Here is a 26,106-nt window from a genome sequence, read left to right as displayed (position 1 = left end):
GTGCGACACGAGATCTCGTGCTGAACGTGATCATTTCGACGAGGGTGGTGGGGGTTCAGACGGGGTGAGGGCGGCGAGTTCCTTCAGTGCGGAGGTGAAGCACTCGGGTGGCGGTTTGACGAGGCCGGCGCCGACCTGGCCGGTTCCGGCGACCCGGCCGGCGATCCCGGTGTTGATCTGCGGCAGGATTCCGGTCCGCGCCACGAGCGTCGCGTCGATGGCCGTCGGCGCGCCGCGGAACTCCAGGATGGGGAAGGCGTAGGCGGGGTTCTCGGCGAGCGTGATCTCGTACATGAGGCGGCTGGTGGCCAGCGCGTCGGGGACCGTGCCGCCGACGAAGCGGACGATGGCGGGCGCGGCCGCCATGGCGAACCCGCCCAGGCCGATGGTCTCGGTGATCGCGGAGTCGCCGATGTCGGGGTTGGCGTCGTCCGGGCCGTACGCGCCGAGGTAGAGGCCGGACGGGGTGTCGGCCGCCGCGGTGAACCACCGCGGGCCGGTGCCGGACAGCTGAATGCCGAAGTCGGTGCCGTTGCGGGCCATGACGGTGACGACGCTGGAGCCCGGGATAGCGGCGGCGGCCGCCGTCTGCAGCTTGCCGGCCGGCATGACGAGGTTGAGGAAGAAGTGGTCGTTGCCGGCGACGAACCGTGCCACGTCCGCGACCTGCGACGACGGTGTCCCGCTGTCCACCAGGTCGGGCAGGAGGTCGCGCAGCAGCATGAGGGTTCCGGCGCGGTTGCGGTTGTGGCCCTCGTCGCCCATCTGCACCATCTGCGCGACGATGCCCTTGACGTCGATACGTCCGCGCCGGCGCACCGCGGCCTGCAGCGCCGGCCCCAGCACGTCGGCCATCCAGCGCAGCCGCTCGATGACCTCCGGGCCATAGGCGCCGTAGCGAAGCACCGTCCCGAGGCCCTCGTTGAGCGAGCACCACGACGTGCCGCCGTGGACGTCGTCGCACAGTTCGAACAGCCACATGGACGGTGACACGACGCCGGCCATGGGGCCGACACCGCCGCGGTCGTGGCACGGCGTCAGCTCGATCCCGGTACCCGCCGCCAGCGCGGCCTCCGCCTCCGACGGCGAGCCGGCCAGGCCCTCGAACAGCATCGCCCCGATCAGCGCGCCGCGCATCGGACCGGACGCGCGCTCCCAGGTCAGCGGTGGTCCGGCGTGGAGGAACTCACCCGGGCGCAGGCCGAGCACCTCGCGGGCCGGCCGGACGTCGACGAGGTCGGCGGTGGCGGCGAGCATCCGCGACACCACCAGCGCGTTGGCGGCCGGCCGGCGTGGGTCGGCCAGGATCCGGGCCAGGTCGTGCTCGGTGCCGGGCAGCGGCGGGCGCCACTCCACCGTCGTGACCGGCACCGCCTGCGCTGCGAGCGCCGTAGCGAACAGGTCGACGCCGGCGGTGACGACCCGTGGCGGCGTCCCGAGCAGGTCAGTCATCGGTACCTCGCACGAGGTCGACGGCGGTCCGCGCGGCGTGTGCGTTGGACAGGTGGACCGACGCGCCGGCCTCGCGCAGCGCCTTCGCCTGCCGGGGGAGGTCCTGCGGGTCGTCGGCGGTGCCGATGAGTGCGACGACGACGGCGAGGTCGCGGCCGCGCGCCCCGGCGAGGTTGCGGGCCCGGACGATGGCCGGCGCCAGCTCGGCGGCCGGGTCGGGGTGGGCGGCGTGCCCCAGGACGACGTCGAGCAGGACGACGCCGCAGGTCGGGTCGGCGGCCTCGACGAACAGCCGCTCGATGCGCAGCGAGTTGTCGATCATGGGGTGCGGGCGGCCCTGGGTCAGGGTGTCGTCGCCGAAGTCGATCATCTGGTGGCCGGAGCCGCTGAGGTCTGGCTCGAGCACCCACGACGGGCGCAGCGGGATGTTGGACCGCACCGGCCCGAGCGCGGCGCTGGCGATGAGCATCGCCTCGTCGCAGAGGGTGCCGCCGGCGAACAGCCCGCGGACGGTCGGGTACGACCCGGTGCGCGGGACAGGGGCGGGCCACCAGCGCGGCGGCCGCCACGGCGCGCCAGCCGCGGTGACGACGGTCTCGGCGACGGCGGTGAGGTCCGGCTCGCCCGGGCCCAGCAGCGCCCGCACTACCGGCTTGTCCAGCTTGTCCGCCCGCAGCCGGACCGCCTCGGCCACCTCCGGCGCCGGCGGCTTGCTCACGACGACGATGACCTCGGTGGCCTCGTCGTCGGCCAGCAGGTCCAGCGCCGCCAGCGTGGACGCGCCGCCGACGACGGAGCTCAGGTCGCGGCCGCCGACCCCAAGGCAGTGGCTGATGCCGACCCCGGCGCCGTCGACCAGGCTCATCAGTTGCTGGGCGCCGGTGCCGGACGCGGCGACGATACCGACCGGGCCCGGCCGCACGACGTTGGCGAACCCGAAGCCGACGCCGCCCACCACGGCGGTGCCGCAGTCGGGTCCCATCACCAGCAGGGCGTGCTCGCGGGCCTCCTGCTTGAGCCGGACCTCCTGCTCGACCGGGACGTTGTCGGAGAACACGACGACATGGAGGTCGCTGTGCAGGGCGTCCATGGCCTCGGTGAAGGCATGCGGCCCGGGCGTGGAGATCAGCGCTACGGTGGCGCCGGCGCGCCGGGCTGCGGTGCCGACGGTGCGCGGCGCCGGCTCGGCGCCAGCACCGGCGGCTGGACCGGACCCGGACGGCGTGCGGTCGGTGAGCGCCGCCTCCAGCCGCGCCAGCGCCCGGGTCAGCGCGTCGTCGTCGCTGGCCTCGATGCCGACCAGCAGGTCGCCGGGGCCGGCGCCGTCCGGCCGGTCGAAGCCCATGCCGGTGAGCAGGTCGAGGTTGAGCTCCGTGGCCATCGCGACCAGCGCCGAGACCACCCCCGGTTCGGTCGCCACGGTGCGGCTGACCTGCATCAGCGTCACCGAGTCGTGGTAGGCGCCGGGACGGAGCTCGACGTGACGCGTCATGGCGCCCGGCCGGCTAGGGACAGGGCGGTCAGCACGCCGAGGTACAGCGCCGCACCCGAGGTGTGTCCGACGGCGAACAGCGCGCGCCGGGCGCCGTCGACATCGGCATCCGCGGTGCCGAGCGCGCGGACCAGGTCGGCGAGCTCGGGGACGGCCAGGCCGCGGGCGGCATGCGCGAACAGCCCGGCGGAGACCGCCGTCGTGCGGTCGAAAGGACGGGCGGCGCGGACGGCGGTGTCCAGCCGCTGCGCCTCGCCGAGCGCCGCCAGCGTCACCAGTGCCCCGGCCAGGACGTCGTCGCCGGCGGGGGTGAGGCCCGGGCCGAGCCCGAGCAGCCCGCGGACGGCGTGGTCGAGGTCACCGGCTGCCGACAGCGCTGTGCCCAGTCGGTCGGCGGCCGCGCCGACGACGGGGTCCAGGTGCGGGCGGCGCGCCCGCACGGCCCGTCCGGCGGCCAGCCAGGCGTCCGGGAGCCGAGCCGGCCGCGGCCGCCACCAGCGCACGGCGGTGACGATGACGCCGTCGTCGACGACGATCGACCCACCGCCGGCCGTGACCGGCGCGCCCACGCGGGCCGGCGGCGGCGGGGACACGGTTACGACCGAACAGGGCAGGCGGGCGGCCTCGGTACCGGTTACACTCACCAGCTCGCCGCCGACCACGGCGGCGAGCAGGCCGCGGGTGGAGGCCACGACCTCCCCGGCGAGCCGTGGCCCACCCACGAGCGAGGCGACGGCGGTGCTGGCCGCACCTGGCATCGGCGTCCGAACCGCTGGCGCGAGGTCCGGTGCCGTCGAGACCGGCACGGGTCACCTCCGTTCCACCAAGATCGTCGAACTGGGACTGCCACGAACGTAGTCCGGACGCTACGGTCTTCGCATGGGCAAACTTGCCAACGATCGGCCCCCGGCTTCGCTGGAGTTGCCAGCGACGGCTGACGGCAAGTGGCCGACGCACGCGGTGCCCGGGCTGACCGTGCGCAAGGCCATGGAGATCCCGGCGATGACCGGGGCGCGGCTGCTGGCCGGTGAGAAGGGCCTCGGCCGGGTGGTGCAGCGGGCCAACATCATGGAGGTCCCCGACATCCTGCCCTGGGTGAAGCCGCACGAGCTGCTGCTGACCACCGGATATCCGCTGCGCAACACACCGCAGGGGCTGCCGGAGCTGGTGACGGAGCTGGACGCGCGCGGGCTGGCCGCTCTGGGCGTGAAGCTGCACCGGTACCTTGACGCGCTGCCGGACGAGATGGTCGCCGAGGCCGACCGGCTCGGCATGCCGTTGCTGCTGCTGCCGGACGCGGTCGGGTTCGACGACATCCTCAACCAGGTGCTCACCGGGGTACTCAACCGGCAGGCCGCGGTGCTGGAGCGGTCGTGGGAGGTCCACCACGCGCTGCTGTCGGTGGTGCTGGAGGGCGGCGGGCTGACCGAGCTGGCTACCAAGACGTCGGCCGTGCTGGGCGTCGCGGTCTTCGTCACCACCGCCGACGGACGGGTGCTGGCCGAGGGCGGCAACGCCGACGACCTCGGGGCCTGGCGCCACACGCCGTCGTTCGACACCTCGGGCCGGTTTCGCACCGAGTACGAGCCCGGCGGCGTCCACCAGCACGCCGACGTGCCGGGCTGCCACGCCGTCGTCCCCATCGTCGCCGGGCGCGTCGATCACGGACGCATCGTGGCCTTCGCCCGGCACCGAGCCCTCGACGATGCCGACGTCAACGTCCTGGAGCGGGCCGCGACCGTGGCCGCGCTCGCCGTGAACAAGCAGCTCGCGGTGACCGCGGTCGAGGGCAAGTACCGCGGCGACTTCCTGCGCGACGTGTTGGCCGGCCGGGCCGGCGACCGGGCTCGGGTCGTCGCTCACTGCGAGTCGCTCGGCTGGGACGTCGACCGCCCGGTCGTCGTCGTGGTCGCCGAGCTCGACCCGGAGACCGGGCCGGCGCAGGTCACCGGGCTGCAGCTGCGGCCGGTGCAAGAGAGGTTCAGCGTCGCCTGGCACAGCGTCGTGACGCGCCGCGACAGCGCGGCCGCCGTCGTCGGCTTCACCCAGGAGGTCGTCGCGCTGGTGCCGGTGCCCGACGGGCAGGAGGTCGACGCCGTCGTGCACGAGCTGGTCCGCCAGGTGGCCGGGGACGGGGGCGGTGGCCGGCGGTCGTTCTCCTCCGGGGTGAGCCGGCTGGTCGACGATCCCGAACGGCTGCCGGTCGCCTACGAGCAGGCCCGCCGCGCCGTCGACGTCGGTCGGCAGATGAACGGATCGGGGTCGGTGGCGCACTTCGACAGCCTCGGGTCGTTTCGGCTGCTCAGCCAGATCGAAGACCGCCAGGAGCTGCGCGGCTTCGTCCGCGAGACGCTGCACGGCCTGGCCGCCGAGGACGACCCGGAGATGGAGGACCTGCGGCACACGCTCAAAGTGCTGCTGGACACCAACCTCAACGTCGCCGAGGCCGCCCGGCAGCTGCACTTCCACTACAACACGCTGCGGTACCGGATCACCAAGCTGGAACGCATCCTGGGCCCGTTCACCACCGACCCCGAGCTGCGCCTCGACCTCGCGCTGGCGCTCAAGGTGCTGCAGATGCGGGGCCTGAGCTGACGCTCCGGCGTGGTGATCCCGAAATGATCACGTTCAGCACGAGATCTCGTGTCACATCATGCTCGCAATCATGGTGACGCTCGGGGAATCCTGCTGAATCATTGCTGAATGGGGTGCTTGGATCGGGGCATGCCGAAACCTCCACTCCCCGACGACATCAGCGCCTTCCTCACCAAGCCCAACCCCGCGGTCATGGGGACCATCGGACCGGCCGGGCCGGTCACCGTCGCCACCTGGTACCTGTGGATCGACGGACGCATCCTGGTCAACCTCGACGAGTCGCGCAAGCGGCTGGAGCATCTGAGAGCCGACCCCCGCGTCAGCCTGACCGTCCTCGACGAGCGCAGCTGGTACACCCACGTGAGCCTGCAGGGCGGGGTCGCCGAGCTGGCGGACGACACCGACCTCGCCGACATCGACCGGCTCGCCCGGCACTACACCGGCAAGCCGTACCGCACCCGCGACCGCCGCCGCGTCAGCGCCTGGATCGACGTCGACCGCTGGCACGGTTGGGGCCGCCTGGCGAACACCGACGTGGACCACCACCGGTAGGCAACGGTGGCGCGGCCGGCCGGTCTCAGCGCAGGCCGACGGCGTCGTGCCGCCAGAAGATCTCGGTGTAGACGAGCGTGCCGGTCATCCACGGGCGGTACGCCGGCAACCGGTGCACCTGGAACGCCGCGTCCGGGATGCGCTGCGACGGCTTGCAGAACCCGAGCTCGCCGCCGGGCTCGAACCCGAGGCGGGAGTAGTAGCCGGGGTGCCCCTCAAGGAACACCAGCGGCACCCCGGTGCCGCGGAGGAGCTCGAGGCCGCGCCGCACCAGCGCCGTCCCGACGCCGCGCCCCTGCCGGCCGGGAAGCACCCCGAGCGGACTCAGCACGAGCACGTCGACCAGCCGCTTGGGCGCATCCAGCAGCGAGCGCGTGAACATCACGTGCCCCACGACGCGTCCGCCGTCGACCGCGACCAGCGACAACCCGGCCGCGGCGCCGCCGTCTGACAGTTCGCCCGGCGCGCCGTGCCGTGCCTCGTCCGCGCTGCCCGGCATGGGCGAGCCGGCCGGCGGGAGGAGTGACCGGAGATCGTCGGTGAGGTCGGCGACCAGGCGCCCGGTGTCGCCGAAGGCGGCGAGATGCACGTCTCGCACGGCGTCGTGGTCGGTCGGCAGCTCGGGTCGCAGCTCCATGCCCGCACCGTAGGTGGGCTCTGCGATGCGTCGCACTCCAATTTCGCCCGCCGTCCGGGGCCGGATCGATCAATCGCCGGAGGCGCCGGCCCAGCACTCAGCCGGGGTGAGGATGGCCCACGAAGGCACGGACTCGCTGGTACGATCATCGCCGATCAGGTTTTGGTACTCAAAACTCTTGATTCGAGTGGCGACACCACTCACAATGATGTCTATACGTAGCCGCCGAGGGGAGACCGATGCACGCCGCCGAGCCGATCATCACGCCGGAGCACATCCGCGACCTGTGGGACGCCGGCCTCAACCGCGGCCAGCGCCCGGACCAGCCGGCACTCTGCCTCACCGCCGAAGGGCGCGTGGTCGTGTCCGACCGGGCCGCGGTACAGGCGTCCGGGACGGTGGTCATCACCGCGGCCGAGCTGCGCAACTTCACCCGCGGCCGGTTCACCGCGCAGGACGCCCGGGAGGTCGCGTGGGCGCTCACCGAGGAGCTGCGCCTCGGCCTGCCCGCGTGACGGTTCCGCCGGCCACCAGCCACCAGCGCCGGGACCCGCCACGGGTCCGTCACGACCCCACCGCCACACAGGCATGTCCAGACACGACCCCAGCGCCCTCAACAGGCCCACGACCTCGCGACCCCAGAGGTTGCCGATGATCGAGTGATCACCTCGGCACTTCGTGCCCATGCTCCCAGCGCGCCGGGTGCCTAAGTTGCCCCCATCGTGTCCCCCGGGGTGATCACAGGTCACCGCCGTCCTCGAGGAGGCGTTCGTGGCACTGGGCTGGAAGGTGGTCTACGAAGGGAAGACGCCGCCACCGGGTGAGGTGGTCCGACCGGACGAGCGGTTGTCGTGGGGGCGCACGGTCGGGCTCGGCGCGCAGCACGTCGTGGCGATGTTCGGCGCCACGTTCGTGTTCCCGCTGATCATGGGGCTGAACGCACAGCTGGCCATCATGATGAGCGGCATCGCCACCATCTGCTTCCTGCTCATCGTGCGTGGCGTGGTCCCGAGCTACCTGGGCACCAGCGCGTCGTTCGTCGGCGGCGTGGTCGCGATCCGGGAGCAGGGCGGCGACTCGCCCGACGTCACCGGCGCGATCCTGGTGGCCGGCGCGGTGCTGGCGGCTGTCGGTGTCGTCATCCACTACCTGGGCGCCGGGGTGCTGCACCGGGTGCTGCCGCCGGTGGTCACCGGTGCGGTGGTCATGCTCATCGGATTCAACCTGGCGCCCGTGGTGGCGGACACGTACTGGCCGCAGGACCAGTGGATCGCGCTGATCGTGATGACGCTGGTCATCGTCATGGCGGTGGGGCTGCGCGGGTTCCTCGGCCGCATCGCCATCTTCGTCGGGCTCGTGATCGGTTACGCGCTGTCGTGGGTGTTCGACCGGGTGTTCGGCCAGATCACGTCGTTCGACGCGGCAGCAGGCGAGGTCACCACGCACGACCGCGTGAACTTCGACGGTGTCCGCGAGGCGGACTGGTTCGGGTTCCCCGACGAGACGTTCGTCGACGCCCAGGGGCTCGAGGTCCCGGGCTGGCACCTGCCGAGCTTCAGCGTCACGTTCATCCTGCTGGTGCTGCCGGCCGTCATCGCGCTGATCGCCGAGAACGCCGGCCACGTCAAGGCCGTTGCCGAGATCACCGAGCGCGACCTCGACCCCGTCATGGGCAAGGCGATCGCGGCCGACGGCGTCGGCACGGTCATCGCGTCCTCGGTCGGCGGCTCGCCCACCACGACGTACGCGGAGAACATCGGCGTCATGGCGGCTACCAGGGTGTACTCGACGGCGGCGTACTACGTGGCCGCGGTGGTGGCCATCCTGTTCGGGTTCTCGCCGAAGTTCGGCGCGCTGATCTCGGCCACCCCGGGCGGCGTGCTCGGCGGCATCACCGTCGTGCTGTACGGCATGATCGGCCTGCTCGGCGCCCGAATCTGGATCGAGAACCGGGTCGACTTCGCGAATCCGGTCAACCTGGTGCCGGTGTCGGCCGGCATCATCATCGCCATCGGCGACACGTCGCTGGAGATCACCGACGACTTCGTGCTCTCCGGCATCGCGCTCGGCACGCTGGTCACGATCATCGCCTACCATCTGGCCCGCGCGGTCGCCCCGGCGCACCTGCGCCAGGGCGCCGTCCTCACCGTCGGGCCGCCGGGGGTGCACCGAACCGACGGCGACGAAGCCGATCCGGCGGCCGAACCACCCGACGCGGCGCCGCCGGGCGAGAGAGGATGAGCGGGTGAAGCCATCGGGGTTCGCCTACCACCGGCCGTCCACCGTCGCCGAGGCGGTCGACGTGCTGGCCGAGGTGAGCCCCGCGGGCAAGGTGCTGGCCGGCGGCCAGAGCCTGGTGCCGATGCTCAACATGCGGCTGGCCGCGCCGGCCCACCTCGTCGACGTCAACCGGCTCACCGAGCTCGCCTACGTCCGCGTCGACGACGACGGCGGCCGGCGCACCGTCGTCGTCGGTGCGCTGGCCCGGCACACCGACGTCGAGCACGACGCCGCGGCCCACGCGGCACTGCCGCTGCTGCGCGAGGCGCTGCGCACGGTCGCGCACCCGACCATCCGCAACCGCGGCACCACCGTTGGCAGCATCGCGCACGCCGACCCGTCCGGTGAGATGGGCGCGGTGCTCGCGCTGCTGGGCGGCACGGTCGAGCTGAGGTCGGCCCGCGGCACCAGGACGGTCGCCGCCGCCGAGTTCACGACGGGGCCGATGGAGACGTCCGCCGCTCCGGACGAGCTGGTCACGTCCGTGGCGTTCCCGGTGCCGGAGGGCCGTACCGGGACCGCCTGGACGGAGTTGGCTCGCCGGAACGGCGACTATGCGGTGTGCGGGGTCGGGGTCCTGGTCAGGCTCGGCGACGACCATCGGGTGGTCGCCGCGCGGGCGGTCTACGTGTCGATGGGGCCGGTGCCGACGGTGCTCGACCTCACCGAGCCGGTGGCCGGCCAGGACCCCAGGGCCGACGACGACGGCTGGGCGGCCGCGGGGCGGCTGGCGGCCTGGCGCCTGGACCCCGACGACGACATCCACGCGACGGCCGGCTACCGTCGGCAGCTCGCGGCCGTGCTCACCGAGCGGGCCCTGCGCACCGCGGCGCGCCGCGCCACGGAGGTGGCTGTGTGAGCGAGCAGCTCTACGAGGTTACGCTGCTGGTCAACGGCGTGCACCGGTCGGCGACGGTGCCGGCGCGCCGGCTGCTGTCGGACTTCCTCCGGCACGACCTCGAACTGACCGGCACCCACGTCGGCTGCGAGCACGGAGTCTGCGGCGCCTGTACGGTGCTCGTCGGCGGCCGGCCAATCCGCTCCTGCCTGCAGTTCGCCGTCACCGTCGACGGCGAGGAGGTCACCACCGTGGAGGGCTGCACCCGGCCCGACGGCGAGCTCGGCCCGGTCCAGCAGGCGTTCCGCGACTGCCACGGCCTGCAGTGCGGCTTCTGCACGCCCGGTTTCGTCACCACCATCACGGCCTACCTGCACGAGAACCCGGAGCCGACGGCCGACGAGGCGCGCGAGGCCATCGCCGGCAACCTGTGCCGCTGCACCGGCTACCAGAACATCGTGGCCTCGGTGCTGCGGGCGGCGCAGCTCCGCACTGGCAGCACGGAAGCCGCCGCGGAGGCCGCGCCGTGACGACGTCCATGCTCGGTGAGCCGATCGCCCGACGCGAGGACCCCCGGCTGCTGACCGGACAGGGTCGCTACCTCGACGACATCGGGCACCGCGCGCTGGCCGCGGCGTTCGTGCGCAGCCCGCACGCGCACGCCCGGATCGTCGACGTCGACGTCACCGAGGCACTCGACGTGGACGGCCTGGTCGCCATCTACACGCACGACGACCTGGAGGGGCGGGTCGGTGAGCCGTTGCCGCTGCTCATCCCGCACGAGGCGCTCACGCACGGCCGCACGCCGTACGCGCTGGCCAAGGACGAGGTGAACCACGTCGGCGAGGCCGTCGTCATGGTGGTGGCCACCGACAGGTACGTCGCGGAGGACGCCTGCGAGCGCATCCGGGTCCGGTACGACTTCCTGCCCCCGGTGGTCGGGATCGAGGCGGCCCGCGACGCGGCACTGCTGGTCCACGACGACGTCCCCGGCAACGTCTCCGCCCACCTGGTGCAGGAGAACGGCGACGCCCGCTCGGCCATCGATGCCGCACCGAACGTCCTGGAGCTCGATCTGGCCATCGAGCGCAGCGCGTCCACGCCGCTGGAGGGCCGCGGCGTGCACGCGCGGTGGGACGCCGACGACCACAGCCTGCGCGTATACACGTCCACCCAGGCCTCTACCTCGGTCCGGGCGGCGCTGGCGGCCAAGCTCGGCCTCCCGCCGGACCGCGTCGAGGTCATCGCGCCCGACGTCGGCGGCGGCTTCGGGGTGAAGATCATGCACCCGTGGCCGGAGGAGGTGCTGGTGCCGTGGGCGGCGATCCGCCTCGGCCGCGAGGTCAAGTGGACCGAGGACCGTCGCGAGCACTTCGTCTCGGCCACCCACGAGCGCGGCCAGCTCCAGCACGTCCGGGTCGGGTTCGACGACGAAGGGCGGCTGCTCGGCCTCGACGTCACGGTGTGGCACGACAACGGCGCCTACACGCCGTACGGCATCATCGTCCCGATCATCACGACGACGCAGCTGCTCGGGCCGTACAAGCCCGGGGCGTACCGTGCCGAGTTCTTCAGCCTCTACACCAACACCGTCACGGTCACGCCGTACCGCGGCGCCGGCCGGCCGCAGGGCTGTTTCGCGATGGAGCGGACCATGGACGCCATCGCCGAGCACCTCGGCGTGGACCGCACGGTGGTGCGCGAGCGCAACTTCATCCAGCCCGACGAGATGCCTTTCGACCACGGCCTGACCTTCCAGGACGGCCGGCCGCTCATCTACGACTCCGGCGACTACCCGGCCACGCTGGAGAAGATCAAGAAGCTGGTCGGCTGGGACGACTTCGCGGCGTTCCGGTCCGAGGCGCGGGCCGCCGGCCGGCGGGTCGGCATCGGCATCGGCTGCTATGTCGAGGGCACCGGCGTCGGTCCGTACGAGGGTGGCTTCGTCAAGGTCGAGACCGACGGCACGGTCGTCGTCGCCACCGGGCTGACCACCCAGGGCCAGGGCCACCAGACGGTGTTCGCGCAGGTCGTGGCGGCCGAACTGGGGGTGCCGATCGAGCGGGTCGCAGTGACCACCGGCGACACCCGGCGCTTCGGCTACGCCGTGGGCACCTTCGCCTCCCGCGCGGCGGTCATGAGCGGCAACGCCATCGCCATCGCCGCGCGCAAGGTGCGCGACAAGGCGCTGCGGGTGGCTGGCGAGGCGCTGGAGGCCGACGCGCGCGACCTGGAGATCGTCGACGGGACGGTGCGCGTGGTGGGCTCGCCGCCGGGCGCGCCCGGCACGAGCATCCCGCTGGCCACCGTCGCCGTCCTCGCCAACCCGCTGCGCTACGCCTTCGACCGCGAGGCCGAGCGGGCCACCCAGTTCGGCGGGCCGGTCGACGTCAGCAAGCCGCCGGTGGCCGAGGGCGACTCGCCGGGGCTGGAGGAGACGGGGTACTACTCGCCGCCGCGTTCGACATTCGCCAACGGCATGCACGCCGCGATCGTCGAGACCGACCCGGACACCGCCGAGATCTCCATCCTGCGTTACTGCGTCGTGCACGACTGCGGCACGCTGATCAACCCGCGCATCGTCGAGGGGCAGATCCACGGCGGGGTCGCCCAGGGCGTCGGGGGAGCACTGTACGAGCGGATGGTCTACGACGACGCCGGCCAGCTGCTCAACGCGTCGTTCATGGACTTCCTGATGCCGTACTCGACCGAGGTCCCGGTCGTCGAGACCGATCACCAACAGACTCCGTCGCCGCTCAACCCGCTGGGCATCAAGGGCGCCGGCGAGGCGGGCGTGATCCCGGTGTCCGCGGTGATCGCGTCGGCCGTCTCCGACGCCGAGGGGTTCGCGGTCACGCGCATGCCGATCTCGCCGTCGGACCTGCACGAGCTGCGTCTGCGGCACTCGAGTGAGGGAGGTCCCGCCCGATGAAGGTGACCGGTTCCGCCGTCCTGCACGCGCCGCGCGACGCGGTGTGGGAGGCGCTCAACGATCCCGCGATCCTGGTGCGGACCATCCCCGGCTGCCAGCGGCTCGACGCGGACGGCCCGGACCGCTACCGGATGACGGTCACCGCGGGCGTCGGCTCGATCAAGGGCACCTACGCCGGGGACGTCGCCCTGCACGACCGGCACGAGCCGGCGTCGTTCGTCATGTCGGCGTCGGGCTCCGGCGCGCCCGGGACGGTGAGCGCGGACGTCCTGGTCCGGCTCTCCGACGACGGCGACGGCGCCACCCGCCTGGAGTACGACGCGGACGCGATCGTCGGCGGGATGATCGGCGGGGTCGGGCAGCGCATGCTCGCCGGGGTGGCCAAGAAGACCGCGGGGGAGTTTTTCGCCGCCGTCGACGACATCCTGACCGGCCGCGTCGCAGAGGCGGTGCCCGCCGAGCCGGTCGAAGCGGCTGGTCGTGCCGCGATGCCCGGCGTCTACTACGACGCCCCGCCCGCGGCGGCGACGTCGTCGGGCGACTTCGTCCGCGGCGTGCTCGTCGGTGCCGCCGTCGCGCTGGCCGGCGTCGCCGTCGGCGGCTGGCTGGGGGCGCGTTCGCGGAGGTGAGGTCGGAACTGGCGGACTAAGCTAACTTAGCTAAACTGGTGCCATGGGAGAGCAGGCAGCGGTGCAGTACAACATCCACGAGGCCAAGACCCAGCTGTCGCGGATCATCGAGCGGGTCGAACGGGGCGAGCAGGTGGTCATCAGCCGGGCCGGAGTTCCGGTGGCCAAGGTGGTGCCGCTGCCCGCCAATGCGCGGCGGCGGCAGCGCGGTTCGCTGGCCGGCCGGATCGAGCTGGCCGACGACTGGGACTCCGACGAGGTCAATGACGCCATCGGCGCCGACTTCGGGCCGCGGCCATGACAGCACGCGCCAGGCTATTGCTCGACACCCACGTGGTGCTGTGGTGGCTGGCTGACGATCCGACCCTCGCCGACGACCTCAAAGCGGCGATCGACGAGGAGCTCGAGGTCTACGTGAGCGCGGTGACCGGGTGGGAGGTCGCGATCAAGCAGAGCATCGGCAAGCTGACGTCTCCGGTCGACCTCGCCGAAGAGATTCGCGACAGTGACCTGCACCAGCTGCCCGTCAGATTCGACCACGCGATCGAGGCGGGGCGACTCCCACCGCACCATCGTGACCCGTTCGACCGGATGCTGGTCGCTCAGGCGCGGGTGGAACGCCTGACCCTGGTAAGCCGCGACACCGCCATACACGGCTACGACGTGCCCGTTCTCAAGGCCTAACGCCGGACTGGGAGCCGATCGCCGCTGGCGGCGGCACGACGAACCCGGCTAGAATTGGACTAAGTCCTATGACTTAGTCCAATCGGAGGGGTAGCCAGATGAGCCCGGTCGTCAACGTTCACGAGGCCAAGACCAACTTCTCCAAGTTGCTGGAGCAGGCGCATGCTGGGCAGGAGATCATCGTCGCCAAGGCCGGTAAGCCGTACGCCCGGCTCATGCCGCTCGCAACAGCGCCGGCGAATCGTCAGCCCGGGCGACTCTCCGGACGCGTCGGCGATGAGTTCTTCGAACCGCTCCCCGCCGATGAACTCGACGCCTGGGATCACGCCTGATGCAGCTTCTTCTCGACACACATACCTTGTTGTGGTGGTTCACCGACGACGACCGATTGTCGCCGAAGGCTCGTGCGGCCATCGGTGACGAAGTGAACGAGGTCTTCGTCAGCGCGGCATCGGCCTGGGAGATTGCCACGAAGCAGCGGCTGGGCAAGCTCGACGACGTGCCGCAAGCGGCCGCGCGGTACGTGGAGCTGGTCGCGGCCGACGGTTTCGCCAACCTGCCGGTCACGCATCTGCACAGTCTGCGCGCTGGCGGGTACGAGGTCGCTCATCGCGACCCGTTCGACCGTATGCTGGCCGCCCAGAGTGAGCTCGAGATTCTGCGGCTGGTGACGCTGGACGACGCTTTCGAGCAGTTCGGTGTGGCTACCTTGTGGTAAGGCGCGTTGCGTCGACACGGGAGGACTGATCATGCGGAGCTTCACCGCGGCGGCGGTCCAGGTGCGGCCGCTGGCCGAGCCCCTGACCGCGCAGAGCGTCAAGGCGAACATCGAGCACGCCATCGACTACGTCGAACGCTGCGTCGCCGACACCGGCGCGGAGCTGGTGGTGCTGCCGGAGTCCGTCACGACCGGATTCACACCCGGCGGCCTCGACCCCGCGCGCCTGTGGGACCTGGTCGACGACGTGCCTGGCCCGCTGAACGAGCCGTTCCGGGAGGTCGCCCGCCGACTCGGCGTGCACCTGGTCTGGGGCACGTACGAACGCGGCGCCGAGCGGGGGATCGTTTACAACTGCGCCGTGCTGGCCGGCCCGGACGGCGAGGTCCGCGGGGTCTATCGCAAGACCCACCCGTTCTGTACCGAGCTGGCCTCGAAAGGCGGCTGGGTGACCCCGGGCACCGACCCGTGCGTCGTCGACACCGAGCTCGGCCGCGTCGGCATGATCATCTGCTTCGACGGCGACTTCCCGGAGCTCTCGCGCATCACGGCCGTGCGCGGCGCGGAGGTCATCGTGCGACCGTCGGCGCTGCTGCGCTCGGCGGACCTGTGGGAGCTGACCAACCGGGCCCGCGCGTACGACAACCACGTGTACGTCGTCGGCGCCAACTGCACCGGCACCGACCCGGCCGGCGTGCTGTACTTCGGTAACTCGATGATCGTCACCCCGGTGGCCGAGGTGGTCGCACGGGCGGCCAGCCACGAGTGTTGGGTCTCCGCGCGCCTGGACCCCGACGCGGCACTGCGCTCACTCACCCCCGGGTCGAGCGTCGAGCAGCGTTTCGACCACCTCGCCGACCGCAACCTCGAGCTGATCAGCCGGTACGCCGACGACCTCGCGGCACCCGCCCGGACCACCTTCCCCCACGCCTGACGAGCTGAGAGCCAGATGATCATGGGACTGGCTGGCGGTCGGTGTGGTGTATATTGTGGTGTATGCACCGCACCAACCTCTACCTGACCGAGCAGCAGACGTCAGCGCTCGACCGACTGGCGGCCCAGGAAGGTACGTCGCGGGCCGAGATCGTCCGGCGGCTGCTCGACCGGGCGCTGGCCGGGGAGGACGACGATCTGGTCGCCGACCTGGCAGCTATCGACTCGGCCTTCGGGGCGTACCGCGACGCGGAAGTCGCCCCGCGAGAGCCCGGCCAGCGTGAGGACCACCTGGCTGGGCTGTGGGAGCGCACCGGGTGATCCTCGTCGACACCGACGTTCTCATCGCCCACCTTCGAGGAGTCGTGCCGGCGCGCGACTGGCTGCGCCACATGCGGACGAACGGTCCGCTCCTCGTCAGCGCGGTTACGGTGACCGAGCTCACCGGTGGCATGCTGTCGGCCGAGCGTCGCGAGGTGTGGGGCTTGCTGTCGGCACTGCGGGTCGAGCCGGTCACCGAAGTGATCGCCAGGGTGGCCGGCGAGCTGATGCGCCGGTACCGCCGCAGCCACAGCGGAATCGGCCTCGGCGACTACCTCGTCGCCGCGACCGCGGGTGTCCGGGGTGTGCCGCTCGCCACCTTGAACGTGCGGCACTTCCCGATGTTCGACGGTCTGGCCGCGCCCTTCGAGCTTCCTCGGTGAGGGCGCGTCCAGGTGGCGACTACGCAGACCGGACCGGCCAGATGATCTCGGTCTCGAGCTTGGACGGGTCGTTCACCTGGGCAGGGTCGTTGAGGTAGACGTCGTACGGCGCGCCGGCCGACGTCAACCCGTGCGCGTCGAGCCACGACTCGACCTCGCGGTAGGCGATGCCCAGCTCCTCGTACGGGCCGATGTGGCGGGTGACCGCGGCCCGGCCGCCGTCGATGCGGTGCAGGCTGAACCCGCCGGGTGCCGCGGACAGCCCGGCCACCGGTACACACGCCTCGATCGTCCAGGTGTCGTCGGCCAGGTCCAGGTAGACCATGCGCGGCGGGCCGGCCGGGGTCGCACCGGCCGCCGTGATCGCCTCGTACAGCCGGTGGTAGGCGACCTGGCTGGTCTCCGACAGCGAGTCCAGCGTCGCCGGATAGGTGGTGCCGAGGACGTCGGCGGGTGCGATGTCGCGGGTGGTGATCTCGTAGGCCATGACGGCTCCCTTCCGGATGAAGGTCTCGACACGCTGGAGCATGTGCCGATGACGGTCGATGCGCTGCTCGAGCACCAGCCGGTAGGAGTCGAGGAGGTCGCGGACGCGGTCCGGATCGGACTGCGTCACCACCTCCTGGATCGACGCCAGCGGCATGTCGAGCGAGCGCAGGGTGGCGATGACGCGAGCCGTGGCCGCTTGCGACGGGCGGTAGTACCGATAGCCCGACGCCGGGTCGACGTAGGCCGGGTGCAGCAGGCCGGTTTCGTCGTAGATGCGCAGTGCCTTGATGCTCAGCCAGCACATCCGCGAGAACCGGCCGATCGGCATCAGCTCGTTCATCGCCACCTCCTCTCGGAAGGGAGCCTCCAGTCTTCCCCAGGGGACGAGTCAACCGCGAGACGTCAGCGAAGTTTGGGGATGATCGTCGTGGCGAGATGTTCGAACCGACCGTAGTCCTCGTCCCGGTCCGGCCAGCAGATCACGAACTCGTCGATCCCGACAGCCGTGTAGCGCTCGACCAGCTCCTCCAGCGGGGTCGAGCCCGTGACGGCGTCGGTGTTCGCCCACAGCAACACCGACCGGCGCAGCGTGCCCGGATCGCGTCCGCCTTGTTCGGTCAGCACGTCCAGGCGGCGGTTGTGCTCGGCGGCCAGCGCCACGTTCTCCTCGACGCTGGCATCGGGGCGGCCGTTGGTGTTCCACACGTCGGCCCGTCGCGCCGTCACCCGCAGGATGGTGGGCGCCTGGCCCCCGACGACGATGGGCGGGCGCGGGCGCTGGAGGGTCGCCGGACCGGTCGGCAGGTCGCGGACGGCATACCACTCGCCGTCGAACGAGTACGGCGTGCCGTCGGCGCGCAGCACCTCGTCGAGGACCTGGACGTACTCGCCGAAGCGGGCCACCCGCTCCTTCACCGACCACGGCGCCGTGCCGGTGCCGTGATGGTCGGACTCCACGATGCCGGCGCCGATGCCGAGCTCCAGCCGGCCGCCGGAGAGCCGGTCGATGGTGAGCGCCTCCTTGGCCAGCACTGCCGGCGGCCGCAGGATCGGGTTGCTGACCAGAGTGCCGACGGTGATTCGCGACGTGGCCATGACCGCGGCCGTCGTCATGGTCCAGCCGTCCAGCCAGGGCGGTTCGGTGGCGAAGATGTTGGCGATGTGGTCGGGCAGGAAGAGCTGGTCGAAGCCGAACTCCTCGACCCGGCGGAAGCGCTCCAGCAGCGCCGGCGCGTCGGCATCGGGCAGGACCAGCACGCCGAACCGGCGGTCGTGCGCGTTCATGCGTCACCTCTCGTCGTCCAGGGGGGTGTCTCCTCGATCCTCGGTTGGTACTTGCGCATGATCAAGTACTGACAATAAAGTCAGGTACTCACCAATTGGTAAGGGAAGGGGCTCGGACATGGCCCGCAACCGGCCATACACCTGCGGTCTCGACGCCGCCATCGACGTGGTCGGCGGCAAGTGGAAGGCGGTGCTCGTCTGGACGCTGGAGGACCAGGGGCCGCTGCGCTTCGGCGAGCTGAAACGGCGCATCCCGGCCGTCACCGAGAAGATGCTCATCCAGCAGCTGCGCGAGCTGGAGGCCGACGGCGTCGTGCATCGGGAGGTCTTCCAGCAGGTGCCACCGAAGGTGGAGTACTCGCTCACCGACTTCGGCCGGTCGCTGGAGGTCGCGCTGCGGCCGCTGGGCGACTGGGGCCACGAGAACATGACGCGCATCGAGGAGACCCGGCCCGCCTGACCGCGGCGCGGCGCGCCGCACAAGCCCGGCGCGGAACCGTTGGCAGCAGTTGCCGACGCCGGACGCCGTCGCCGGCGGGTTGAATCGGCGGCACAGCCCCCAGCGCGAGGAGCCGCATGCCCGCCACGTCGCCAGGCATCCGAATCGGCATCGACACCGGCGGGACGTTCACCGACGTCGTCGCGGTCGACCAGCGGACCGGCCGGGTCGTCACGACGAAGACGCCGTCCACGCCCCCCGACCCGGCCGAGGGGTTCATGACCGGCGTGCACAAGGTGCTCGGCGCGATCGGCGCCGAGCCGGACGCCGTCGCCGCCGTCTGCCACGGCACCACGGTGGCGACGAACCGGCTGCTGGAGGGCAAGGTCGACGACCTCGGCTTCATCACCACCGAGGGCTACGAGCACGTCCTGGAGATCGCCAGGCAGTCGGTGCCCGACGGCTACGGGAACAGCTACTTCTGGGTGAAGCCGCCGCGCATCGTCCCGGCCGACCGGGTCCGCACCGTCCGCGGCCGGCTCGCGTTCGACGGCGGTGAGATCCGGCCGTTCGACGATGACGACGCGGTCGCCGCGGCCCGCTTCTTCCGCGACCGCGGCATCACCACCATCGGCGTCTGCTTCCTGCACTCCTACGCCAACCCCGAGCACGAGCTGCGGATGCGTGACGTGCTCAGGCGCGAGCACCCGGACGCCGTGGTCTCGATCTCGGCGGAGGTGCTGCGGGAGTACCGCGAGTACGAGCGCAGCGTCACGACGCTCGTCGACGCCGCGGTGAAGCCCAGCATCGGTCGCTATGTACGCACCATCGCCGCCCGGCTGGCCGCGCTCGCCGGGGGAGAGCCGCCGCCGTTCTACGTCATGAAGTCCAACGGCGGGGTGCTGTCGGCCGACGAGGTGGTGCACCAGCCGATCTCGACGGTGCTGTCCGGGCCCGCGGCCGGTGCGCTCGGTGCCGCCGTCGTGGCGGGAGCGGCCGGGTTCGACAGCGTCCTCACCCTTGACGGCGGCGGCACCTCGACCGACGTCACCGTCGTCGTCGACGGCCACCCGGCGCTGACGACGGAGGGCAGCGTCGGCGCCTACCCGAGCAAGATCCCGATGATCGACGTCGTCACGGTCGGTGCCGGCGGCGGGTCGATCGCCTGGCTCAGCCCGGAAGGCACCCTCAAGGTCGGGCCGCGCTCGGCCGGCGCCGACCCGGGCCCGCTGTGCTACGGCACCGGCGGCACCGAGCCGACCGTCACCGACGCGCACCTGCTGCTCGGGCGCATCCCGCCGCATCTGCTGGGCGGCGAGATCCCGCTGGACGCCAACGCCGCCCGCGCCGGCATCGCGCGGCTGGCCGGGGAGCTCGGCCTGTCGATGCGGCGCTGTGCGGCCGGCATCCTGGAGATCTCCGCCTGGAACCAGGCCAACGCGTTGCGCCGCATCACCGTCAGCCGGGGCCTGGACGTGCGCGACTTCCACCTCGTCTCGTTCGGCGGCTCGGGTCCGCTGCTGGCCTGCCGGCTGGTGGACGTGCTGGGACTGTCCGGGGTGCTCGTGCCGCCCAACCCGGGCAACCTGTCCGCGTACGGGCTGCTCACCGTCGACGTCCGCAACGACTACGTCCGCACCGCGGTGGCCCGGCACGCGGGGTTCGACCTCGACGCCGTCGCCAAGACGCTCGACGACCTCACGGCCGAAGCGGACGCGGCGCTGACTCGCGAGGGGTTCGAGCGGTCGGTTCGGCAATTCACCAGGACCGCGGACCTCCGCTACGTCGGGCAGGCCTACGAGGTGCGGGTCGAGGTGCCGGCCGGTCCGGTGACGGTGCAACTGGCCGACGCCGTCGCCGCGGCCTTCCACGCCGAGCACCGCCGGCTCTACGGCTACGACTTCGCCCTGGACGGCCGGCAGGAGGTCGAGTGGGTGAATCTGCGCGTCACCGGGATCGGCCCGATCGAACGCCCGCCGGTGGAACGCGTGCGCGCCGGCGACGGTGCTCGGCCGTGCGACTCGCGGCCGGTGTGCTTCGACGACTGGGCCGACACGCCGGTGTACGACCGATCGGCGCTGGGCGCCGGCGACGTCGTCGACGGGCCGGCGGTCGTCGAGGAGTTCGGCTCGACCGTCCCGGTCCATCCAGGCTTCCGCGCCGTCGTCGACCCGTTCGGCAACCTGCTGATCACCCGGGAGGTGGCCGCATGAGCGTCGACCCGGTGCTCGTCGAGATCGTCCAGGGGTACCTCGCGTCGGTGGAGAAAGAGGTCGAGACGGCGATCGGCCGGACCGCCCGCTCGCCGATGATCCGCGATGCTCACGACTACCGCGCCGGCATCCACGACCGGCGGCTGCGCAAGCTCACCGGGCGGTCGTACTCGGCGCTGGTGCACCCGGTGGTGCGCGACCACCCGATCGAGTCGATGCGGCCCGGCGACGTGTTCTTCCACAACGACGTCTACCTCTCCGAGGGCGGCATCGGGCACCTGCCGGACCTGTGCGTCACCGCGCCGGTCTTCATCGAAGACACAGCCGGTGACCCCGAGGTTGTTGCTTTTGTCCAGGCGTTCGGCCACCACGACGACATCGGCGGCACCGTCCCCGGCTCCATGCCCTCGCACGCGACCAGCGTGTTCGAGGAGGGTCTGATGGTCCCGCCGATCAAGCTGTGGGACCAGGGCGTCCCGAACGAGGCGGCGCTCACGATCATGACGCGCAACTCGCGGATGCCGGAGTCGCTCGCCGCCGACCTGGACGCCGAGTGCGCGGCCTGCCTCATGGGGGCGCGCCGGCTGGCCGAGCTGTTCCAGCGCTACGGCCGCGCCGATGTCGAGGCGTGCTTCGACGCGATCCTGGACCAGACCACCGAGACGTTCCGGCGCGAGGTGCTGGCGAAGATCCCGCCCGGCACCTACACGTGGGAGGACTACGCCGAGCACGACGGCGTCGACGAACCGAGGCTGCACACCCAGCGCATCACGCTCGTTCGCCAGACCGATCCGGACCGGCTGGTCATCGACTTCACCGGCACGGGACCACAGGCCAGAGGCCCGATCAACCACTGCGGCGACTACGCCGACGGCGTGTTCCTCAAGAAGTGGCTTGCGCCGATCCTGCGTAACCTCGCCGACTCGCCGGAACGGATGGCCGAGCTGGACGTCAACGAGGGCGTCGTACCGCTGATCGAGCTGCGCTTCCCGCCGCCGGGCACATTGCTCACCCCGGTCTTCCCGGCGCCGACCAACGCCCGCACGTTCGTCATCCTGCGGCTGCTCGGCGTGCTCGCGGGTGCGGTCGCGAAGGCCGTCGACGGCTACATGCCCGCGGACCAGGAGACCATCCGCTACACCGGCGTGTACGGGCAGGGCCTGGACGGCCGGCCGTACCTGATGCGCGAGGTGCTCGGCGGCGGCTCCGGCGGGCGGTACTACGCCGACGGCGAGGACACCATCCACGTCGTGCCGGACTCGCGCAACCTGCCGACGGAGTTCAGCGAGGCGCGGTTCCCGTTCGTCGTCGAGCGGCTGGGCCTGGCCGTCGACTCCGGCGGCCCCGGCCGGTTCCGCGGTGGTCTCGGCTACGAGAAGCACCTGCGGATGCTGCGCGACGGGCACTTCATGTCCATCGCGGACCGGTCGATCCTGTCGTGCTGGGGAGTGCGCGGCGGTCGCGCCGGGCGGCCGTTCTCGGTGACCATCGACCCCGGTGGACCGAGCGAGCGAAAGGTCGACGCGCTGGCCGACGCCGAGCCGGTGCGCGCCGGCGAGGTCGTCCGCATCCGCACCACCGGCGGCGGAGGCTGGGGCGACCCGCTGGACCGCCCGGTCGACGAGGTGGTGCGCGACCTGCGCTGGCGGAAGGTGTCCTTCGACGGCGCCCGCACGGACTACGGCGTGGTGGCGACGGGGACGCCGGACGAGCCGGCCGTGGACGAGGTGGCGACGGCGGCCCTGCGCGACTCGATGCGTGCTTCCCGAGGCGGCGACGAACCGTTCTTCGACCGCGGCCCCGGCTACGCCCGGCTGGCCGGCGGCCGGGCGGCGGCGGACGTCGACTGGCTCTGATGGTCGCGTTCGCGCAGGTCAGAGATGTTCCCCGGCGTGGCGGATCAGAGGCGGGTCACTCGGGCGGACGCGAGGTCATAGACCGCCGCGACGACGCTCGTGCGGCCGGCGGCGACCGCCTCGTGCACGATCGGCGACGCCTCGGCCAGCGCGTCCGCGGCCGCCTGGGCTTGCGCCGCGACGCAGGCGGCCAGGTAGGCGTCGTCATCGATGGTGGTGGCTACGGCGCGAACGGCCGGCTCGATGGCCGTCACCAGGGCGGCGATGCTGCCGTCCGGGGTCGGCGCGCCGCGCACGACGTCGACGGTGGCCTGGACCGCGCCGCAGCCGGCGTGGCCCAGCACCACCACCAGCGGCACCGCGACGTGCTCGACGGCGTACTCGATGCTGCCGACGACGGCGTCGTCGAGCACCTCGCCGGCGGAGCGGACGGTGAACAGGTCGCCCAGGCCCTGGTCGAAGACGAGCTCCGGGGCGACCCGCGAGTCCGCGCAGCTCAGGACGCAGGCGATAGGGTGCTGACCGGCCACCAGCGACGCCCGGTGGTCCTCGTCCTCGTGCGGGTGCCGGGGCGTGCCGGCGGCGAACCGGTCGTTGCCGTCGACCAGCCGGGCCCAGGCGTCCTCGGCGGAGGTCAGCGCGGGGTCCTGGGTTGCGCTCGACGACGGAGCGCCGCGCGGCTCGCCGTCGTCGGGCGAGCCGCCGGCCGAGGACGAACAGCCGGCGACGACCGCCGCCGCGACACCGAACAGGCCGAGGGCACTACGCCGGGACAGCCGGCGGTCGTTGATCACGAAGCCCACCGTACGTCGGGCCGAGGACGGGACGGGGGCGGACTCCGGAACTCGCGAGGCCGTAACCTGCCCACAACGGGCAATCCGCGGACGACACCTGGAGGTGACGGTGACCGACACCGATGAGTCCGCCGTGAGCGCGCCGCTGACCGGCTACGTCGTCGTCGATCTGAGCCGCGCGCTGGCCGGGCCGCACGCCGGCATGATGCTCGGCGACCTGGGCGCGCGCGTCATCAAGGTCGAGGTTCCCGAGCACGGTGACGAGTCCCGCGGCTGGGGCCCGCCGTTCATCGGCCCACCGGAGCAGGCGGTGTCCACGTACTTCCTGTCCGCCAACCGCAACAAGGAGTCGGTCACCGCTGACCTGAAGTCCCCGGACGGCGGCCACCTGTTGACCCGGCTGGTGCGCCACGCCGACGTGCTCATCGAGAACTTCCGCAGCGGCGTGCTCGACCGCCTCGGCTTCGGCATGGAGCGGCTGCACGAGCTCAACCCGCGGCTGGTCGTGCTGTCCATCACCGGGTTCGGCCCGGACGGACCCGAGGCGGGCCGGGCCGGCTACGACCAGATCGCCCAGGGAGAGGCCGGCCTGATGAGCCTCACCGGCGAACCGGACGAGCCGACGAAGGTGGGCGTGCCGATCGCGGACCTGCTCGCCGGCGTCCACGGCGTGGCGGGAGTGCTGGCCGCGCTGCTCGAGCGCGAGCGCACCGGCCGCGGCCGGGTGGTGCGCACGTCGCTGCTGTCGTCGGTCGTCGGCGTACACGCGTTCCAGGGGACCCGGTGGACGGTGGCCGGCGAGGTGCCGCACGGCATCGGCAACCACCATCCGTCCATCGCGCCGTACGGGCTGTTCCATGCCGCCGACGGTTTCCTGCAGGTCGCGGTCGGCAGCGAGGGGCAGTGGCGCGGCTTCGCCGCCGTCGTCGGCCTCGACCCGGACGAGCCGCGGTTCGCGTCCAACCGGCTGCGGGTCCAGCACCGCGCGGAGCTCGTCGTCGCGGTGGAGGAGGTGCTCACCACGCGGCCGCGCGACCACTGGCTGGCCCGGCTGGACGAGGTGGGCATCGCCAGTGGCAAGGTGCGCACCCTCGACGAGGTGTACACGTGGGAGCAGACAAGGTCGCAGGGGCTGCTCGTGGAGGTCGAGCATCCGGTGCTGGGCACCGTCCAGCTGCCCGGCCCGGCGGTCCGCTTCGACGGCGCGGCGCCGCGGGAGCACGCCGCGCCGCCGTTGCTCGGCGAGCACGACAAGTCCGTGCGGGCCTGGCTCGACGAGCTGGACGGAACCGACGACGGCGACGGCGGGTGACCGCCGGCGGCTGACCGCTCAGCGGGGTGACCGTCAGCGTTCCGCGAGCGCCCGCGAGAGGCCGGCCAGCTGCTCCAGCCGCGACGGCAGCGACGGGTGCGTGGCCAGCACCCGGTCCACGGCGCCGGGCGGGCGCGGCTTGCCGTCCTGGTCGACGTAGCGGGGCAGCGCGACGATGGACACCGCCGACAGTGCGGACAGCTCACGCAGGTCCTTGCGCGGAATGGCCGTGCCCTCCCCGCCGAGCGCGGTCAGCGCGGCCGCGAGCGCCGCCGGCCGACCGGTCAACGCGGACGCGGCCCGGTCCGCGGCCAGCTCGCGGTATCGGCCGAGCCGGGCCGCCGTCGCGGCGCCGGGGATCATCAGCGCCAGCATGATCGGGACGAGGAAGATGGCCAGGCCGAACAGCACCACGTAGAGCGCCACCCGCAGCACCGTCACCACGGGCATGACGGTCGCGGTGAGCAGTACGCGTCGACCGGCAGGCGCCGAGCGGACCTCGACGGCGTCGGCGTCCTCGCCGCTGCTGGCCGGCACCCACCGCCAGCCGCACTGCCGGGCCACCCAGCACAGTGGCGACTCGATCGCCATCAGCGGGGCCAGGACCAGGACTGGTACCAGCGCGACCGACGTCGACAGGTACGCCGCGACCGTCATCGCGCTGGCGTCACGATGCGCCAGGTGCGCCAGCTCGTGTGCGAGGACGGCGTCGAGCTGCTCGCCGTCGCAGCGCTCCAGCAACCCGCGGGTGACCGCGACGGTGGGTCGGCGCCAGGGCAGCTTGAACGCCAGGGCGTTGGCCCACTGCGCCTCGATGACCTTGAGCTTGGGCGGCCGGATTCCGGCCAGCGCGCACAGGCGGTCCATGGCGGCGTGCAGGTCCGGCTCGCGGCCGGCGTCGACGTCGACGACCTCGAGCCCTTTCGGCAGCACCATGGAGCGCCCGTCGAGGGCGTAGACCAGCACCGCCGCCAGCAGTGGTGCGCCCAGCCCCACCCACCACGGCCAGCCCAGGACGCCGTAGAGGACCAGCCCGACCGCCAGCCCCGATCCCACCGTGATGACGAGCAGCAGCAGCCAGGTCTCGGTCACGCGCAGGGTGAGCCGGTGGTCCGCGGGGAACCCGTCGTCGGCCATGGCCGAACTCTACGAGGTCGGGCAACCCGTGGGCGATTGCTGCTGAACGCGGCCCGCCGATTGGGCGAAGATCACCGTCGTCGGAGCCCGCGGGGGTCCGTAGGCTCACTCGCATCGAGCGCGGTTCAGGGGAGGA

The 26,106-nt window shown here is 72.2% G+C and carries 27 protein-coding genes; 19 read left to right on the top strand and 8 right to left on the bottom strand.

The window, feature by feature from the left end; all coding sequences use genetic code 11:
* Positions 1 to 30: 30 nt before the first annotated feature.
* From E1269_RS26090 to E1269_RS26080, 3 genes are read right to left on the bottom strand one after another with little or no spacing between them, the layout of a single operon-like run.
* The gene (locus E1269_RS26090; RefSeq protein WP_131900096.1) at positions 31 to 1,452 is read right to left on the bottom strand and encodes a YlbE family protein; all 1,422 of its coding nucleotides are present in this window, start codon (positions 1,450 to 1,452) and stop codon (positions 31 to 33) included.
* A complete protein-coding gene (locus tag E1269_RS26085) occupies positions 1,445 to 2,944 on the bottom strand; it encodes an FdrA family protein (RefSeq protein ID WP_131900094.1) in 1,500 nt (499 codons plus the stop codon). The genes E1269_RS26090 and E1269_RS26085 overlap by 8 nt, the downstream gene beginning before the upstream one ends.
* The gene (locus E1269_RS26080; RefSeq protein ID WP_131900092.1) at positions 2,941 to 3,750 is read right to left on the bottom strand and encodes an oxamate carbamoyltransferase subunit AllH family protein; all 810 of its coding nucleotides are present in this window, start codon (positions 3,748 to 3,750) and stop codon (positions 2,941 to 2,943) included. Before E1269_RS26080 ends, E1269_RS26085 begins: the two co-directional genes overlap by 4 nt.
* A 73-nt stretch (positions 3,751 to 3,823) precedes the next feature.
* Between E1269_RS26080 and E1269_RS26075 the strand changes: the two genes are divergently transcribed.
* Together E1269_RS26075 and E1269_RS26070 are read left to right on the top strand one after the other, a co-directional pair.
* A complete protein-coding gene (locus tag E1269_RS26075; protein WP_131900090.1) occupies positions 3,824 to 5,539 on the top strand; it encodes a PucR family transcriptional regulator in 1,716 nt (571 codons plus the stop codon).
* A gap of 129 nt (positions 5,540 to 5,668) precedes the next feature.
* Positions 5,669 to 6,091 carry a PPOX class F420-dependent oxidoreductase gene (locus E1269_RS26070; protein ID WP_131900088.1) on the top strand — a complete coding sequence of 141 codons (423 nt, stop codon included), beginning with the start codon at positions 5,669 to 5,671 and terminating at the stop codon, positions 6,089 to 6,091.
* Between the two features lie 25 nt (positions 6,092 to 6,116).
* Here E1269_RS26070 and E1269_RS26065 read toward each other — a convergent pair whose 3' ends face one another.
* Positions 6,117 to 6,728 (bottom strand): GNAT family N-acetyltransferase, encoded by a 612-nt coding sequence (locus E1269_RS26065; RefSeq protein ID WP_131900086.1) that lies wholly within the window; start codon positions 6,726 to 6,728, stop codon positions 6,117 to 6,119.
* A gap of 239 nt (positions 6,729 to 6,967) precedes the next feature.
* On the opposite strand from E1269_RS26065, the gene E1269_RS26060 reads away from it, so the two are divergent.
* The 13 genes from E1269_RS26060 (at position 6,968) to E1269_RS26000 (ending at position 16,446) form a co-directional block, all read left to right on the top strand.
* Entirely contained in the window at positions 6,968 to 7,243 is a 276-nt protein-coding gene (locus E1269_RS26060; protein ID WP_131900084.1) for a hypothetical protein, read from the top strand.
* Between the two features lie 256 nt (positions 7,244 to 7,499).
* Entirely contained in the window at positions 7,500 to 8,969 is a 1,470-nt protein-coding gene (locus E1269_RS26055) for a uracil-xanthine permease family protein (protein ID WP_131900082.1), read from the top strand.
* Between the two features lie 4 nt (positions 8,970 to 8,973).
* Positions 8,974 to 9,867, top strand: a complete 894-nt coding sequence (locus tag E1269_RS26050; RefSeq protein ID WP_131900080.1) for an FAD binding domain-containing protein — start codon at positions 8,974 to 8,976, stop codon at positions 9,865 to 9,867.
* On the top strand, positions 9,864 to 10,376 hold the full coding sequence (locus tag E1269_RS26045; protein ID WP_131900078.1) for a (2Fe-2S)-binding protein: 513 nt from the start codon (positions 9,864 to 9,866) through the stop codon (positions 10,374 to 10,376). Before E1269_RS26050 ends, E1269_RS26045 begins: the two co-directional genes overlap by 4 nt.
* Positions 10,373 to 12,778 (top strand): aerobic carbon-monoxide dehydrogenase large subunit, encoded by a 2,406-nt coding sequence (gene cutA / locus E1269_RS26040; protein WP_131900076.1) that lies wholly within the window; start codon positions 10,373 to 10,375, stop codon positions 12,776 to 12,778. Before E1269_RS26045 ends, cutA begins: the two co-directional genes overlap by 4 nt.
* Positions 12,775 to 13,407 (top strand): SRPBCC family protein, encoded by a 633-nt coding sequence (locus E1269_RS26035; RefSeq protein ID WP_131900074.1) that lies wholly within the window; start codon positions 12,775 to 12,777, stop codon positions 13,405 to 13,407. Before cutA ends, E1269_RS26035 begins: the two co-directional genes overlap by 4 nt.
* 43 nt (positions 13,408 to 13,450) lie before the next feature.
* Positions 13,451 to 13,708 carry a type II toxin-antitoxin system Phd/YefM family antitoxin gene (locus E1269_RS26030; RefSeq protein ID WP_131900072.1) on the top strand — a complete coding sequence of 86 codons (258 nt, stop codon included), beginning with the start codon at positions 13,451 to 13,453 and terminating at the stop codon, positions 13,706 to 13,708.
* Positions 13,705 to 14,091, top strand: a complete 387-nt coding sequence (locus E1269_RS26025; RefSeq protein WP_131900070.1) for a type II toxin-antitoxin system VapC family toxin — start codon at positions 13,705 to 13,707, stop codon at positions 14,089 to 14,091. Before E1269_RS26030 ends, E1269_RS26025 begins: the two co-directional genes overlap by 4 nt.
* A gap of 98 nt (positions 14,092 to 14,189) precedes the next feature.
* A complete protein-coding gene (locus E1269_RS26020; RefSeq protein ID WP_131900068.1) occupies positions 14,190 to 14,423 on the top strand; it encodes a type II toxin-antitoxin system Phd/YefM family antitoxin in 234 nt (77 codons plus the stop codon).
* Positions 14,423 to 14,809: a type II toxin-antitoxin system VapC family toxin gene (locus E1269_RS26015; protein WP_131900066.1), complete on the top strand. Its 387-nt coding sequence runs from the start codon at positions 14,423 to 14,425 to the stop codon at positions 14,807 to 14,809. The genes E1269_RS26020 and E1269_RS26015 overlap by 1 nt, the downstream gene beginning before the upstream one ends.
* A 31-nt stretch (positions 14,810 to 14,840) precedes the next feature.
* Positions 14,841 to 15,743 (top strand): carbon-nitrogen hydrolase family protein, encoded by a 903-nt coding sequence (locus tag E1269_RS26010; protein ID WP_131900064.1) that lies wholly within the window; start codon positions 14,841 to 14,843, stop codon positions 15,741 to 15,743.
* Positions 15,744 to 15,805: 62 nt separating this feature from the next.
* Complete coding sequence (locus E1269_RS26005) at positions 15,806 to 16,063, top strand: ribbon-helix-helix domain-containing protein (protein ID WP_131900062.1); 258 nt, start codon at positions 15,806 to 15,808, stop codon at positions 16,061 to 16,063.
* Complete coding sequence (locus tag E1269_RS26000; RefSeq protein ID WP_131900060.1) at positions 16,060 to 16,446, top strand: type II toxin-antitoxin system VapC family toxin; 387 nt, start codon at positions 16,060 to 16,062, stop codon at positions 16,444 to 16,446. Before E1269_RS26005 ends, E1269_RS26000 begins: the two co-directional genes overlap by 4 nt.
* Before the next feature lie 19 nt (positions 16,447 to 16,465).
* Here E1269_RS26000 and E1269_RS33085 read toward each other — a convergent pair whose 3' ends face one another.
* On the bottom strand, positions 16,466 to 17,275 hold the full coding sequence (locus E1269_RS33085; RefSeq protein WP_131900058.1) for a MerR family transcriptional regulator: 810 nt from the start codon (positions 17,273 to 17,275) through the stop codon (positions 16,466 to 16,468).
* Positions 17,276 to 17,337: 62 nt separating this feature from the next.
* A complete protein-coding gene (locus tag E1269_RS25990) occupies positions 17,338 to 18,219 on the bottom strand; it encodes an LLM class flavin-dependent oxidoreductase (protein ID WP_131900056.1) in 882 nt (293 codons plus the stop codon).
* Positions 18,220 to 18,337: 118 nt separating this feature from the next.
* Between E1269_RS25990 and E1269_RS25985 the strand changes: the two genes are divergently transcribed.
* The 3 genes from E1269_RS25985 to E1269_RS25975 all read left to right on the top strand — a co-directional run bounded on the left by E1269_RS25985 (position 18,338) and on the right by E1269_RS25975 (position 22,727).
* Positions 18,338 to 18,679 (top strand): winged helix-turn-helix transcriptional regulator, encoded by a 342-nt coding sequence (locus E1269_RS25985; protein ID WP_131900054.1) that lies wholly within the window; start codon positions 18,338 to 18,340, stop codon positions 18,677 to 18,679.
* A gap of 116 nt (positions 18,680 to 18,795) precedes the next feature.
* The gene (locus E1269_RS25980) at positions 18,796 to 20,871 is read left to right on the top strand and encodes a hydantoinase/oxoprolinase family protein (RefSeq protein ID WP_131900052.1); all 2,076 of its coding nucleotides are present in this window, start codon (positions 18,796 to 18,798) and stop codon (positions 20,869 to 20,871) included.
* The gene (locus E1269_RS25975; RefSeq protein WP_131900050.1) at positions 20,868 to 22,727 is read left to right on the top strand and encodes a hydantoinase B/oxoprolinase family protein; all 1,860 of its coding nucleotides are present in this window, start codon (positions 20,868 to 20,870) and stop codon (positions 22,725 to 22,727) included. The genes E1269_RS25980 and E1269_RS25975 overlap by 4 nt, the downstream gene beginning before the upstream one ends.
* A 44-nt stretch (positions 22,728 to 22,771) precedes the next feature.
* On the opposite strand, the gene E1269_RS33940 is transcribed toward E1269_RS25975, so the two are convergent.
* Complete coding sequence (locus tag E1269_RS33940) at positions 22,772 to 23,521, bottom strand: carbonic anhydrase (RefSeq protein ID WP_203434085.1); 750 nt, start codon at positions 23,519 to 23,521, stop codon at positions 22,772 to 22,774.
* A gap of 202 nt (positions 23,522 to 23,723) precedes the next feature.
* Here E1269_RS33940 and E1269_RS25965 point away from each other — a divergent pair, with 202 nt between their 5' ends.
* Complete coding sequence (locus tag E1269_RS25965) at positions 23,724 to 24,833, top strand: CaiB/BaiF CoA transferase family protein (RefSeq protein WP_420810672.1); 1,110 nt, start codon at positions 23,724 to 23,726, stop codon at positions 24,831 to 24,833.
* A 33-nt stretch (positions 24,834 to 24,866) separates the two neighbouring features.
* Here E1269_RS25965 and E1269_RS25960 read toward each other — a convergent pair whose 3' ends face one another.
* On the bottom strand, positions 24,867 to 25,970 hold the full coding sequence (locus tag E1269_RS25960; protein WP_131900048.1) for a M48 family metalloprotease: 1,104 nt from the start codon (positions 25,968 to 25,970) through the stop codon (positions 24,867 to 24,869).
* Positions 25,971 to 26,106: the final 136 nt, after the last annotated feature.

The sequence above is a fragment of the Jiangella asiatica genome (assembly GCF_004349065.1).
GTDB lineage: Bacteria > Actinomycetota > Actinomycetes > Jiangellales > Jiangellaceae > Jiangella > Jiangella asiatica.
This window is presented reverse-complemented; position numbering and strand designations above follow the sequence as displayed.